Origin of the sequence: uncultured Endozoicomonas sp. (assembly GCF_947495845.1) — a bacterium.
Lineage (GTDB): Bacteria > Pseudomonadota > Gammaproteobacteria > Pseudomonadales > Endozoicomonadaceae > Endozoicomonas.
Genome location: NZ_CANMAO010000027.1, coordinates 25,401 through 39,279, shown reverse-complemented (window position 1 = coordinate 39,279; position 13,879 = coordinate 25,401). Strand labels below are relative to the sequence as shown.

11 protein-coding genes are annotated in these 13,879 nt (G+C 48.6%); 9 read left to right on the top strand and 2 right to left on the bottom strand.

Translation table 11 applies throughout. The annotated features are described in order from the left end of the window. Positions 1-61 precede the first annotated feature (61 nt). The 3 genes from Q1B11_RS15850 to Q1B11_RS15840 are packed head-to-tail and all read left to right on the top strand — an operon-like array spanning position 62 to position 3,725. Entirely contained in the window at positions 62-1,639 is a 1,578-nt protein-coding gene (locus tag Q1B11_RS15850) for an ABC transporter ATP-binding protein (RefSeq protein ID WP_299734291.1), read from the top strand. Then, positions 1,636-2,748, top strand: coding sequence for an ABC transporter permease (locus tag Q1B11_RS15845; protein WP_366139480.1), 1,113 nt, complete (start codon positions 1,636-1,638; stop codon positions 2,746-2,748). The genes Q1B11_RS15850 and Q1B11_RS15845 overlap by 4 nt, the downstream gene beginning before the upstream one ends. Positions 2,749-2,750: 2 nt before the next feature. Continuing rightward, entirely contained in the window at positions 2,751-3,725 is a 975-nt protein-coding gene (locus Q1B11_RS15840; protein WP_299734290.1) for an ABC transporter permease, read from the top strand. A gap of 130 nt (positions 3,726-3,855) precedes the next feature. On the opposite strand, the gene Q1B11_RS15835 is transcribed toward Q1B11_RS15840, so the two are convergent. Together Q1B11_RS15835 and Q1B11_RS15830 are read right to left on the bottom strand one after the other, a co-directional pair. Continuing rightward, on the bottom strand, positions 3,856-6,186 hold the full coding sequence (locus Q1B11_RS15835) for an MMPL family transporter (protein ID WP_299734289.1): 2,331 nt from the start codon (positions 6,184-6,186) through the stop codon (positions 3,856-3,858). A 53-nt stretch (positions 6,187-6,239) separates the two neighbouring features. Then, complete coding sequence (locus Q1B11_RS15830; protein WP_299734288.1) at positions 6,240-7,262, bottom strand: YCF48-related protein; 1,023 nt, start codon at positions 7,260-7,262, stop codon at positions 6,240-6,242. Between the two features lie 254 nt (positions 7,263-7,516). Between Q1B11_RS15830 and miaA the strand changes: the two genes are divergently transcribed. The 6 genes from miaA (at position 7,517) to hflC (ending at position 13,803) form a co-directional block, all read left to right on the top strand. Next, positions 7,517-8,467, top strand: a complete 951-nt coding sequence (miaA, locus tag Q1B11_RS15825) for a tRNA (adenosine(37)-N6)-dimethylallyltransferase MiaA (protein WP_299734287.1) — start codon at positions 7,517-7,519, stop codon at positions 8,465-8,467. A 420-nt stretch (positions 8,468-8,887) separates the two neighbouring features. Further along, on the top strand, positions 8,888-9,130 hold the full coding sequence (gene hfq, locus Q1B11_RS15820; protein ID WP_067515477.1) for an RNA chaperone Hfq: 243 nt from the start codon (positions 8,888-8,890) through the stop codon (positions 9,128-9,130). A gap of 377 nt (positions 9,131-9,507) precedes the next feature. Then, entirely contained in the window at positions 9,508-10,803 is a 1,296-nt protein-coding gene (gene hflX, locus Q1B11_RS15815) for a ribosome rescue GTPase HflX (RefSeq protein WP_067515476.1), read from the top strand. A 194-nt stretch (positions 10,804-10,997) separates the two neighbouring features. Then, positions 10,998-11,486: a bacteriohemerythrin gene (locus tag Q1B11_RS15810; RefSeq protein ID WP_299734286.1), complete on the top strand. Its 489-nt coding sequence runs from the start codon at positions 10,998-11,000 to the stop codon at positions 11,484-11,486. A 287-nt stretch (positions 11,487-11,773) separates the two neighbouring features. Continuing rightward, positions 11,774-12,940, top strand: coding sequence for an FtsH protease activity modulator HflK (hflK, locus tag Q1B11_RS15805; protein WP_299734285.1), 1,167 nt, complete (start codon positions 11,774-11,776; stop codon positions 12,938-12,940). Then, entirely contained in the window at positions 12,937-13,803 is an 867-nt protein-coding gene (hflC, locus tag Q1B11_RS15800; RefSeq protein WP_299734284.1) for a protease modulator HflC, read from the top strand. The genes hflK and hflC overlap by 4 nt, the downstream gene beginning before the upstream one ends. Positions 13,804-13,879 lie beyond the last annotated feature (76 nt).

Here is a 13,879-nt window from a genome sequence, read left to right as displayed (position 1 = left end):
AGCACGGGCTTATTTAGCTCGCGCTGCGCTGTTGTAAATAATAAAACACCTGCGTGCTTCTATGCCAACACCTGCCATCTCCCTTAAACGAATCAATAAACGCTTCGGTCCGGTATGGGCTAACCGGGATATTGATTTAACTGTTATGCCCGGCACTATTCACGGAATTGTCGGCGAAAACGGCGCCGGTAAATCCACTCTTATGTCCATTCTCTATGGTTTCTACACAGCAGATTCCGGCGAGATAGCGATCAATGGTAAGCCTCTCTCTATTCAAAGTAGCCAACAGGCTATTGATGCTGGCATTGGCATGGTGCATCAGCATTTTATGCTGGTGGAGACATTTTCAGTTCTGGAAAATGTCTTGTTAGGTGCGGAAGAAAAATCATTACTGAGCAAAGTGTTAAATCATGGTCGTAAAGCTTTACAACGTATTGGTAAAGCCCATGGCATGGAGGTCGACCCAGACGCCATCGTTGGCGAATTACCGGTTGGCATGCAGCAGCGTGTTGAAATATTGAAGGCACTGTATCGCGGTGCTCGTATTCTGATTCTTGATGAGCCGACGGGCGTATTGACACCTCAGGAAGCGGATCGCTTATTTGAGATTCTTGATCAGTTGCGCAGCAATGGCGTAACCGTATTGTTGATAACTCATAAGCTCCGGGAAATCATGCACATCTGTGATCAGGTTTCCGTGATGCGGCAAGGGGAAATGGTCGCTCATCGACGTATAGTGGCAACATCAACCGATGAATTAGCCAGCCTGATGGTTGGGCGCAAGGTTGGGTTGATGGAAAACAAGCCCTCAACACAGATTGGCGAAGCCCGATTAACCGCCTCCGGTGTTCATTACACAGATAGCCGCGGTATCGAACGACTGCACAATATCAATCTTGAGCTAAGGTCGGGAGAAATTCTCGGTGTCGCGGGTGTTGCCGGGAATGGTCAGTCGGAGCTGTTAAAAATTCTCAGTGGTGTGATCACTGCTCAACAGGGCGAGCTGCATATTCTCACATCAAAAGGTGAGCAGCGGTTTGTCGCAAACGAGAGCAGAGATGCCCGTTTGTTCCGGCAGTTGGGTGTCGGACATGTGCCGGAAGATCGTTTAAAGCAAGGTCTGGTGCCCAATTTTGCCGCCAGTGAAAACGCCATTCTTGGTTATGAAGGTGATGCCAAATATGGACAACACCTGTTGTCTACAGACAATATCGTAGCGGACACCAAGACGATGATGGCGTCGTTTGATGTTCGGCCAGCCATTCCTGAATTAAAAACCGCCAACTTTTCTGGCGGCAATCAACAAAAATTGATTATTGCCCGGGAGATGATGCGTCAGCCTGACATTTTGATTGTTGGGCAGCCAACCCGAGGCGTGGATATTGGTGCTATTGAGTTTATTCATCAACAGTTAATCAAAGCTCGGGATGAAGGTGCTGCTGTATTGCTGGTGTCCGTTGAATTGGAAGAAATTCTTGCGCTCTCTGATCGGATTATTGTGATGGTTGATGGTCGTATATCCGGTGAGGTAATGCCCAGTCAGACCAATGAGCAGGAGTTAGGTCTGCTGATGTCTAATGCCGCCAGCACTATCAGGGAAACGTTAGAAGTCACCCTGCCTGAGGAGGTTTCTCCATGAGTCGTGTGAATGTTCAGGAGGTGCCAGTGTGGCTGACATCGGTGGTTATTCCATTGTTGCAGCTGGCACTGGCATTAATGGTTTCCAGCCTGGTGGTGTTGATTGTTGGAGAAAATCCGATAGAGGCCTTCCGGGTGATGGTTCAGGGAGCGCTGAATCTGGAATTTGGTGGATTGCACAACACGCTTTATTACGCCACGAATTTTATCTTTACAGGGCTTGCGGTGGCTGTCGCTTTTCATGCAGGGATGTTCAATATTGGTGGTGAAGGTCAGGCCTATCTGGGTGGGTTGGGCGTTACTATTATTGCCCTGTCGTTAGATCACCTGCTGCCCATGTGGTTGATGGCGCCTCTGGTGATTATTGCTGCAGCACTGTTTGGTGCTCTCTGGGGAGTAATTCCGGGAATATTACAGGCAAAACGCGGCGCTCACATTGTTGTGACCACCATCATGTTCAATTTTATTGCCGCAGCGCTCATGAGTTATTTGCTGGTGAGTATCATTGCGCCGTTGTCTGGCGAAGCGACGGACAGTCGTTACTTTGCGTCCAGCGCTGTTTTTCCAAAATGGCATGAACTGTTCGAAGGTGCGGCTTTTAGTTTACTGAACCCTACTCTGCTGATCGCTCTGATTTGTGCGGTCATGGTCTGGGTTTTGATTTGGCGAACACGTTTGGGGTATGCGATTCGTGTTATGGGGCAGAATCCTTCTGCGGCTGAATATGCAGGCATCAATGCTAAAAAGATCATCATTATTACCATGGCCATTTCCGGTGCTCTGGCGGGCATGATGGCTGTGAACGAAGTGTATGGCGCCCATAGTCGTTTGATTCTGAATTACACCAATGGCTTTGGTTTTATCGGTATCGCCGTGGCATTAATGGGGAGAAATCACCCGATCGGTGTCGTTTTAGCGGCTTTGTTGTTTGGTGCTTTGTATCAGGGCGGCACGGAGTTGCAATTTGAAATGCCAGGGCTGAACCCGGAATTGATTCTAGTGATACAAGGGCTGGTGATTTTCTTTACCGGTGCTCTGGAGCGTTTAGTGCGTAACCCAATAGAAGCGCTCTATACATCAACCCGTGCAAATCTGCAGGCAGGAGGCTGACCATGGACGTATTAAGTTGGGTTTACTCCTCAATGGACTCCAGCCTTCGCTTGGCAGTGCCGTTGGTATTTGCAGCTCTGGGCGGTATCTATGCAGAACGCTCCGGCATTGTGGATATTGGTTTGGAAGGAAAAATGCTGATGGCTGCTTTTGCAGCGGCGGCGACCAGTGCGCTCACCGGTTCGCCCATGTTGGGATTGGTTTCTGCCGTATTGAGTTCGGTGTTAATGGCAATGATGCACGGCTTTGCGGTGATCACCTGGCGTGGAGATCAGATTATATCCGGACTGGCGATTAATTTTTTTGCATCCGGTTTAACGGTGACTATTGGGCATGCGTTGTTTGATATGGGCGGGCAAACACCAACTCTGTCTAACGATCAGCGATTTAATGCTCTTGAATGGCCTGGTGCTCAGTGGGTGGCAGAGCATGTTCCGGTATTGGGTAGTTTTTATCATGATGTGATTTCAGGGCATAACGTGCTGGTCTATCTGGCTTTTTTATTGGTGCCTGTTGCTGCTTTTGTCCTTTTTAAAACGCGTTTTGGTCTGCGGGTCAGAGCTATGGGTGAAGAGCCAAAAGCGGCAGATACGGCAGGTATTTCGGTCAGTAAAGTTCGCTATCAGGCATTGATTATTACCGGCGTCATGTGTGGTTTTTCTGGAGCGTATCTGTCGATGGCTCAGAATGCGGCTTTTGTTCGAGAGATGACCGCTGGGCAGGGATACATTGCACTGGCTGCGGTGATTCTTGGCAAGTGGCGACCCGTGGGTGCGATGTTAGGTTGTTTGTTGTTTGGTGTGTTGTCGGCCATGGAAACACGGCTGCAAAGTGTTGAATTGCCTATTATCGGTGAAATGCCAACTCAGTTGTTTTCAGCGCTACCATATATACTCACTGTCGTGTTGTTGGCTGGTTTTATTGGGCGTTCGATTGCACCTAAAGCCATTGGTCAGCCATATATCAAAGAGCGTTAAGTCGTTTTGAAAATGAGGATTCATTGTGCTGCGTAGTACTAAAGAGCTGCCGGGATTCTGTTACTAAATTTAAGCGTTCTTATCGAAGCCAGTACAGTGTACTGGCTCAAAAGATGGGATGAACTGAGTGTTAGTTCTGTTGTGGTGTTGGTGCATTGCGGTTGAGCAAGCTCACCAGTGCCGGCAGCAACCAAATCGCACCGATCATATTCCATACGAACATAAAGGTTAGCAAGATGCCCATATCCGCTTGAAACTTGAGTGGTGAGAAAATCCAGGTGCCAACACCGATCGCCAGCGTTAAGCCGGTGAACGTAACAGCCTTTCCGGTGATCTGCAGAGTTTTGTGATAGGCCTCTTGCAATGGCATACCTTGTTTAAGCAAGCTGTCTAAACGGCTATAGATGTATATTCCGTAATCCACACCAATGCCGACCCCCAGCGCAATAACCGGCAATGTTGCAACTTTGACACCAATACCCAATGCCGCCATCAATGCCTGACAAAGCACAGACGTCAGCATCAGGGGAACCACGATGCAGATCACGGCTTTGAAAGAGCGGAAAGTCAGTAATACAAGGATACAAACCACGGCATAGACCCAGATTTTCATCTCTGTTTGAGCTGTATCAATTACTTCGTTGGTGGCTGCGGCGATGCCGGCATTACCCGTTGCCAATCGGAACTGAAATTGTTCGTTGTCGTATTTATCTGCGAATGCTTTACTGGCATCCACTATCCGCTCAAGCGTTTCTGCTTTGTGATCATCAAGAAATACGATGACCGGCGCCATGGAGCAATCAGAATTATACAGAGATGAGGCGCTGGCGATTGAACCATTCAGCACATAAGCATTGCGTGAAAGGGTCTGCCACTTCGGGTTGCCTTCGTTAAGCCCTTTGATCATTTGCTTGGAGAAAGTCACCATGGAAATGGCTTGTTGCACACCTTCTACATTTTCCATCTCCCACATATAACGATCCATAGCATCCATTACTGGATATGATGAACATTGGTCGGGAGCGCTCGTGACCATCATTACAAAAAGGTCTGAGCTGGTGGAGTAATTGCTGGTAAGGAAGTGGTTATCTCGATTGTAGCGTGAATCCGGGTGGAATTCCGGTGCGCCCGGATCAAGGTCACCCACTTTCAAATCCTGAGATTGGTAGAAACCAAAACCGAAACCGGCGATGGCGATCAGCAGAGATACTCGTGCTACCTTTGGAGTCGAAAAATTAGACAGCAACTGCCATATACCACCGGTAACTTTCTGGTTGGCCTGAATTCTGGCAATGGCTTTTGTACCTGTACCCAGATAAGAGATTAATACTGGCAGAAGTACCAGGTTGGTAATGATGATGGCTGCGACACCAATACTGGCAGTCACCGCCAGATCACGAATCACCTGAATATCAATGACCAGAAGCGTCAGAAAACCGATGGCATCGGATAACAGTGCAATCATCCCCGGAATAATCAGTGCCCGGAATGCACGACGAGCGGCACCTACTTTATCAATGCCAGAAGCTGCCTCTATACCCGTGCTGTTAATAATCTGCACACCATGGCTGACCCCGATGGCAAATATCAAAAAAGGTACCAGCACTGAGTAAAGATCAAGCCCGAAGCCCAGGGACGCCAATAGACCAATTTGCCAGACTACCGCCACCAGAGAGGTTACCAGCGGTACCAGAGTGCTGCGCCAGCACCGTGAGTAAAGGTAAAGCAGTATCAGGGTAATAAATACCGCTGCGCCAAAAAAAACGACAATGGCTTTCACGCCTTCAAAGAGGTCACCAAATACCTTGGCAATACCGACAACATGCAGGCTAACGCCTTCCGCCTTGTATTGTTCCCGCAAATTTTCCAATTCCGCAGAAAGGGCAGCGTAATCCAGCGTTTCGCCAGTGGTTGGATCTTTTTCCAGCAAGGGTGCGCTGATAATGCTGGACTGAAAATTATTGGCGACAATCTGGCCAACCTGACCGGAGCGCAGAATATTTCTGCGGAGATCTTCCAGGCTTTCAGGGCTACCGTCGTAGGTTTGGGGAATGACCGGGCCGCCTTCAAATCCCTCCTCAGTGACTTCTGTCCAGCGCACATTGGGTGTCCATAGGGATTTTACGCCGGCACGATCTACTCCGGAAAGAAAGAAAATATCGTCGCCGATGTTCTTCAGGCTCTCCATGTACTCGCGGTCAAAGATATCGCCTCTATCATTTTTCACTGCGATACGAAGGGTGTTTCCAGAGCCAGAGCGCTCCATATATTGGAACATGTTCTGGATAAACGGATGTTCCATAGGAATCATTTTTTGAAAGCTGGCATCGATGCGCAGTCCGGTGACCATTTTCCAGCTTAAGAGAACAGTGGCGAACAGAATCAACAGGCAAACCAGTGGACGGTTAGTGAAAATAACCCGTTCCAGCCTGTGCTGCAGTGTGGATAAGTCAGACGACATGGCTTCGACCTTGATAATGATTTTTGTTGTTATCTTTTAAAGACGGAAGACGACTAGTTTTGTAGGTGGCTGTCCAGTCTATGAATGCCGCCTTGCCCTACTGCGATGAGTTGGCCCAGTGCGTTTTCGGCCAGAGCATTCAACAGCTGTCGGTTACTTCTGTTAGTGGCTAACCACGCTTCTGATTGACTCTCTTTGACAATTGCGCCGGCATTTCCCACAAGAATGGCCTGACCATTGTTAAGTATGGTGGAGCCAAACAGCGTTTCCTGAAGGTTGGTGGAAATGGGTTGCCAGTTGTCGCCTTTGTCGGTGCTGAGAAAAGCATTACCACGAAGGCCGAAGACCATGACCCGTTTTTTATCAGCGGAAACACCAAACAGACTGCCCTGATAAATACTGTCAAGACGATTCCAGTTGTCTCCGTTGTCGCTGGAATGGAAGAGTAAACCGGTTTCACCTACTAAATAGACATTGCCTTCGCCATCTCCGGCGATGGCGTTGTAATGAAAACCGTCTTCGTTATCCAGATCGTAAGTGCGATCAGTCCAGCTTTTACCGCCATCATCCGTAGAAAGCAGGGTGCCAAAAGCGCCAACGGCGATGCCACGGGTTTCATTCTCAAACCAGACATCGAGCAAAGGTGCTTCAAGGGCGCGGTCTTCATAAACGATGTGCCATGAATCGCCGGCATCGACAGTTTTTAAAATCAAAGCGTCATGGCCAACGGCATAGCCGGTTGACGAGGAAGGAAAGTAAACGGCAGTGAGCATTTGTTGTGTCGGTACTTTTGCCTGTTGCCAGTTTGATCCGTGGTCGTCGGAATAAAGGATATGACCACGGTCGCCTACGGTGATCAGGCGAACAGATTCGGGCGCGAGGGTAATGTCTAATAGCAGTGACTGACTCGCCATATCACTGATAATGGCGTATTCCGTTTCAGACGCTTGAGCGGTAGATACGTTGGTAAAGAGAAGCCCGCAGAAGGCAGCAAACAACGAGAGTAAACGACAATAAAATGCCGGATGACACCGGTTCGGCGTCAAGGCTTGATCATTACCAGGGACTGAGATCATTGTTACAGCATGCCTCTTTGGTTTTTCTTATTATTTTGCAGAATCAAGTTCTGATCGTCCGGAGTCAGGGCGAGAGCGTACAGCTTGGCAGTGAAAAAGGCTTTCCCTAAAGCGCCATATTCTGTGCTGATCCCGCAAAGTTGATGATTATTAAACGCCTGGCTGACATCGTCCCGGGATATTTTCCGGTAACCGACGGTCTACATCTTCCTATACAATAACGGTTTTCAAGAATTCTGGGTAATTTCGGCTAAATGACCACATTTGAGGAAAAACGGCTTCCTCCTGCTGTCTTCTTAATGGGCCCTACGGCGTCGGGTAAAACCGACCTTGCTGTGGCGCTCAGCAAATCGTATCCATTTGAGATAATCAGTGTTGATTCAGCCCTCATATACAAGGGCATGGATATTGGCACTGCCAAGCCCGAGCCCGACGTGCTGGCGGATGCGCCACACCATTTGATTGATATTCTGGATCCATCGGAAGCTTATTCTGCAGCGGACTTTCGTCAGGATGCGATTGCCTTGATGACGGACATCACGAAACGAGGTCGCATTCCTTTACTGGTGGGCGGCACAATGATGTACTTTAAAGTGCTTCGTGATGGTATGGCATCCATGCCTTCGGCGGATGATCGTGTTCGGCAGGCCTTATTGAATACGGCAGAAGAGAAAGGCTGGGCGTTTTTGCATCAGCAACTGGTGGAGGTGGATCCGAAAGCCGCTCAGCGCATTAAACCGACAGACACTCAGCGACTTCAACGGGCGCTGGAGGTTTATCAATTAACGGGCAAACCACTGAGCCAGTGGCACCAAGAGCAGGATGGGCAAAAGCTGCCATGGGATATCACCAGTCTTGCGCTGGCTCCGGAAGATCGCGCTGTGCTCCATGAGCGAATTGCATTGCGGTTTCGACTTATGCTGGAAAATGGCTTTCTGGATGAGGCAAAAGCGTTGTATGCGCGTGGTGATTTAAGCGTCAACATGCCAGCTGTTCGATCAGTTGGTTACCGTCAGGTATGGTCGTATCTAGATGGGGAACTTTCGTACGAAGAAATGGTCGAAAGAGGAATCATCGCAACAAGGCAGCTGGCAAAACGGCAGTTGACCTGGCTGCGAGGCTGGTCGGATGTTCATTGGCTTGATACCTTATCGCCTAATCTTGAAAGCGATGCCTTGAAAGTTTTGGGTAACGTCCTCATATAGGTCTGACGTATTTATACCCATCGCCTTTCAGGTTGCTACTTTGTTGGCTGCGTGCGCTCACCCCGATCACCTACTCGTTGTAGGCTCACGGGGCTTCGCTTACTTGCCGCCGCGTAGCAACTTGAAATCCTTCGGGTATATAACCAGCTGGCAAGCAAAGCCTATCGGGTTTTTGAACGAAGTTGGTCTGAAGGCTTTTACAAAATAGTACATTGGTGCACGTAATAGTTCCTGCAGGACTGACGGGAGTAGCTAGTATTACTTATTGAGTACGATGTGGGGTTAGCTTAATGTGAGTCGGCTTTCTACAGGCTGTACACTTATTAAACAATTAGTACTGGCACAGCCGGTATAGCGGATAGTCCTCCCCCAGAGTGAAACTAGGCTATTCAAAACTCGAGAATTAAAAGGAGTACAGAAATGTCAAAAGGGCATTCTCTACAAGACCCTTACCTGAATGTGCTGCGCAAAGAGCGTGTGCCAGTTTCTATTTACCTGGTTAATGGTATTAAGCTTCAGGGACAGATTGAATCATTTGACCAGTTCGTGATTCTTCTTAAGAACACAGTCAGCCAGATGGTGTACAAGCACGCTGTTTCTACTGTGGTTCCTAGCCGTCCGGTTCGTCTGCCAATGCAGGGTACCGAAGGCGAGCAAGAGTAAAGCTTGAAAAACAGCATCTTGCTTTTTGCATCTTGAAGGCGCTTAATGCGCCTTTAGTTGTTTCTGCTATATCAGTTTTCGAATAAATATTGTGTCTCTTAATGCTGCAAAATCTCTAAGCTCTGGCTTCCATGCCTTTTGAGATTAATTATGGATTCTCATGCATAGCGAGGGTGTCGCAAAAGATCAGCAAGAGCAGATGTTGTAGGTCGGTAACCCAAAGGGTTGCCGACAATCAGCACCTACAGGCCTGCGAGATGTCGGCAATTCTTACAGAATTACCGACCTACGGGTTTTGCGGCAGCCTCAGGGCATGAGAACGAGAAGTGATAATGCAGCATTCTCATTTTACTGACATGGTTGTTTAGGAGTTATGCTTGTTTTTTGATCGCCATGAGGGTGGTGAAACCGCAGTTCTGGTTCATATCGATGTGAACGATGAGCGCAAGCGGGAAGATCCCCAGGAATTCATGGAGCTGGTTCGCTCTGCCGGTGTTGAGTCTGCCGCCTTCATCTCTACGACTTGCAAGCATCCTACTCCCCGTTTCTTTATTGGCCCTGGCAAGGTGCAGGAAATTCGTGAGCTGGTGGTTCTGCACGATGTGGATGTTGTGCTGTTTAACCATGCGCTGTCCCCCAGCCAGGAACGAAATCTCGAAAAAGAATTTCAGTGTCGTGTAGTGGATCGCACCGGCCTGATTCTCGATATTTTTGCCCAACGTGCCCGTACCTTTGAAGGTAAACTGCAGGTTGAACTGGCGCAGCTTCAGCACACGAGTACACGACTGGTTCGAGGCTGGACGCACCTGGAAAGACAAAAAGGCGGTATTGGTCTTCGTGGTCCTGGTGAAACTCAGCTGGAAACCGACCGTCGACTACTGCGAGTTCGTATCAAAAGTATCCTGCGTCGGCTGGATAAAGTCCGTAAGCAACGTGAGCAAGGTCGTCGTTCCCGAGTAAGAGCAGAAGTGCCTCAGGTTGCACTGGTGGGTTACACCAACGCCGGTAAATCGACGCTCTTCAATCGTATGACGGAATCTGTGGTGTATGCCGCAGATCAGCTATTTGCCACACTGGACCCGACGCTGCGAAGAATTGAGCTTGAGGATATTGGGCCGGCTGTTCTGGCGGATACGGTTGGATTTATAAGGCATTTGCCGCATAAATTGGTGGAAGCATTCCGCGCGACTTTGGAAGAAACCCGGCAATCCGATCTTCTGATCCATGTGATCGACAGCCATGATCCTGAGCGTTTGGATAATATCGATCAGGTTGAGTCAGTGCTGAAAGAGATCGATGCCAACGAAGTCCCGATGCTGGAGGTTTATAACAAAATTGACCTGCTGCAGGGCGTTGAGCCGAAAATTCAGCGGAATGATCAAGGCCGCCCGGTGCGTGTCTGGGTTTCTGCAGTCACTGGTGCTGGCACTGATTTATTGTTGGATGCCATCAAAGAATTGCTCTCTGACGATATGTTGGAGGGAGAGTTAACCTTGAAACCGGCTCAAGGCCGGGCTCGTGCGAGGTTGTACAAACTGGGCGCCATTCAGTCTGAAGGTTATTCGGAGACTGGCGACATTGTGTTGCACATCCGCGTATCCCGACCAGATTATGATCGCATTGCCAAGCAGGAAGGTTTGGCGGATGACTGCTTCTCTTCATCGTTAGCTTGAAAACCCTTTCAAAATATTGATCTGTATCAATGCTGGTGGGAATCATTCCCGTCAGTATTGTGCATACCAATCTCATCTGCTTTAAAAACCCACCATTTGCTACCGTGAATTGTCACTTAACGACGATTGTTGTGTATGTAATGAGTAAATAATGCAGAGAGACTTATCAGAATAAATAGAAATAGGGTATCAAAATGGCGAGTATGAATGCGGCAGAAGTGCAGGCAGATATCGAAGAATTATTTCCCTGGTCGGACAAGTTTTGCATCGGCATCGAAGAAATTGATGCCCAGCATCGTGTGCTGGTGGATTTGCTGAATGAGTTGCACCGAGCCATTCATGAACATCACGGTTCTGAAGCGGCAGCTGAAATTCTAGGTCGCCTGGTGGAATATACACGAATCCATTTTGCCGTCGAAGAAGCGCTGATGCGGGTTCTGGACTATCCAGACTATGAAGAGCACAAAAAACACCATGGTCAATTAATCGAACAAGTTAACGGTCTGCATCGGCGTGTTTTGGATGGCCAGCACGTCACCTTTGAACTTCTGCACTTTTTAAGAGTCTGGCTGAGTAAACATATTCTCGAAGAAGATCGTGAATATGTGCCCTTTATGCTGTCCAAAGGTGTGGCCGCAAGCTATAAAAAGCGCAGCTGGCTGGATCGTATCTTTGATTCATAAAATTGAATTGTAAAGATGAGCTGTTTCGGTCTTTACTAATTCGGCTTGCGCTATTCGCTATCCAAACCCTACAATCTGGCTTCAGGTATTGCCTTTCAAAGTGCGTTCAGCTTGAACGCAATTATAAGGTACACTATGAGTTCTGGCGGTACTGGTTCATTGCATTTTCAACCCCTCTGTGGTGGAGTGAATGTCGATGACAGGCGATTTTGTCTTGCGCGATCGTCTGTAGAAGCTAGGGATGCGCGACCAATATTCAATTAGATACTGACTCTACGGAGACATATATGGCCTGGAACGAGCCGGGTGGAAATAACCAGGATCCATGGGGCGGTGGTAACAAAGGCGATAAGCAGGGACCACCAGACCTGGATGATGCTTTTCGTAAATTTCAGGAAAAACTGAACGGAATGTTCGGTGGAGGCCGAAAAGGCAGTTCCGGCGGTGGCGCTCAAAGCGGTTCGTCTTCTGGAATGTTCATCGGCATCTTGATTCTGGCGGCAATCGCTTATCTGTGGAATGCCGTCTATACCGTGGATGAAAAAGAGCAGGCTGTTATTCTCCGTTTTGGTGAATACCACTCTACTGTTGGTGCTGGTCTGCACGTGTATTTTCCTCCTATTGAACAAAAGTTTCAGGAGCGTGTGACGGAACTGCGTACCTACAATCTTCTCCAGCAGATGCTGACTGAAGACGAAAACATTGTAGAAGTCTCCATGTCCGTTCAGTACAACATTGATAACATCCAGGATTACGTGCTGAATGTTGCCAAGCCACTGGTCAGCCTTGAAGAGGCGACTCAGAGCGCATTGCGTCATGTAGTGGGTGGTTCTGAAATGTATCAGGTACTGACCGAAGGCCGTGAGGTCATGGGGGTTGAAGTACGTGAACGTTTGCAGACATACCTGAATAGCTACGGCTCTGGTCTGAATGTGGCCAAGGTCAACATTGAAAGTGCGCATCCTCCCAAGGAAGTGCAGGCGGCGTTTGACGATGTAATTCGTGCCCGTGAGGACGAAGAGCGTGCCAAGAACAAGGCTCAGGTTTACGCCAATAAGGTGGTTCCTGAAGCCCGTGGTCAGGCTCAGCGCATCATCGAAAACTCCAATGGTTACCGTGATGAGGTTGTGTCACGTTCTGAAGGTGAAGCTGATCGTTTTGTGAAGCTGCTAACCGAGTACAAACGTGCACCAGAGGTAACCCGTGAGCGTCTGTACATTGAAACCATTGAGGAAGTGCTTAGCAAATCCAACAAGGTTCTGGTGGATGTTGAAGGTGGAAATAACATGATGTACCTGCCACTGGACAAGATTATGCAGTCCAGCAGCAATAGCGCCATGCCATCCAAACAGCTGTCTACTCAGGATTTGAATGAGATTACTAACCGGGTGACGGAAGAATTGAACAAGCGCGTGAATAGTTCACGGGCCAGTGGGGGGAGGGTTAGCCGATGAGTCAGAAAGCCTTCACTGGACTGATTATCGCCGTAGTGGCCGTTATATTGGCTTGGGGTAGTCTGTTTGTTATCTCCGAACGGGAGAGAGCGGTTCAATTGCGTTTCGGACAGGTAGTGCGCGACACTATTCCGCCTGGCCTGCACGTGAAAATTCCTCTGATCGACAAGGTTAAGGTATTTGATGGACGTCTGCAGACATTGGATGTGCCATCTGAACGATTCCTGACCCTTGAGCAGAAAGCGGTTATTGTGGATTCCTACATCAAGTGGCGTATTCACAACGTGTACGACTTCTATCGTGCAACTGCCGGTGATGTATTCCGTGCCAGTAATCTGCTTGCCCAGCGTGCAGAATCCAGCATGCGTAACCAGTTTGGTAGCCTGACTCTGAACGAGGTGGTTTCCGGACAGCGTGACGAGATGATGGATGATCTGACCAAGTCGCTGAATACAGTGGCTCAGGAAGAGTTGGGTGTGAGCGTGATGGACGTTCGTATCAAACGTATCGATCTACCGCCTCAGGTAAGCGATTCCGTGTTTGAACGTATGTCTTCCGAGCGTGAAAAAGAAGCTCAGGACTATCGTTCACGTGGACAGGAAATGGCCGAAGGCATCATGGCTAATGCTGACCGTGAGAAGCGAGTACTGCTGGCCGATGCATACCGTCAGTCTGAGATTATCCGAGGTGATGGTGACGCGAAGTCTGCTGAGATTTATGCGGCAGCTTACAAGAAGGATCCTGAGTTCTATTCTTTCTATCGTAGCCTTCAGGCTTACAAGGAAAGTTTTGGCGAAAGCGGCAATATCATGCTGATTGAGCCAAAAGGTGACTTCTTCCGTTACTTTAATCAGGATAAGTAAGCACAAGATTGTGCTGTTAGTCTGAAAAAACCGTGGTAGTATTACCAAAACCGGGCTCCGCCCGGTTTTTTCGTGT

Coding starts and splice junctions, on each gene's coding strand:
- miaA (WP_299734287.1), top strand. CDS start 7,517: ATGACCACATTTGAGGAAAAACGGCTTCCTCCTGCTGTCTTCTTAATG.
- Q1B11_RS15810 (WP_299734286.1), top strand. CDS start 10,998: ATGGCGAGTATGAATGCGGCAGAAGTGCAGGCAGATATCGAAGAATTA.
- hflK (WP_299734285.1), top strand. CDS start 11,774: ATGGCCTGGAACGAGCCGGGTGGAAATAACCAGGATCCATGGGGCGGT.
- hfq (WP_067515477.1), top strand. CDS start 8,888: ATGTCAAAAGGGCATTCTCTACAAGACCCTTACCTGAATGTGCTGCGC.
- Q1B11_RS15840 (WP_299734290.1), top strand. CDS start 2,751: ATGGACGTATTAAGTTGGGTTTACTCCTCAATGGACTCCAGCCTTCGC.
- hflC (WP_299734284.1), top strand. CDS start 12,937: ATGAGTCAGAAAGCCTTCACTGGACTGATTATCGCCGTAGTGGCCGTT.
- Q1B11_RS15830 (WP_299734288.1), bottom strand. CDS start 7,262: ATGATCTCAGTCCCTGGTAATGATCAAGCCTTGACGCCGAACCGGTGT.
- Q1B11_RS15835 (WP_299734289.1), bottom strand. CDS start 6,186: ATGTCGTCTGACTTATCCACACTGCAGCACAGGCTGGAACGGGTTATT.
- Q1B11_RS15845 (WP_366139480.1), top strand. CDS start 1,636: ATGAGTCGTGTGAATGTTCAGGAGGTGCCAGTGTGGCTGACATCGGTG.
- Q1B11_RS15850 (WP_299734291.1), top strand. CDS start 62: ATGCCAACACCTGCCATCTCCCTTAAACGAATCAATAAACGCTTCGGT.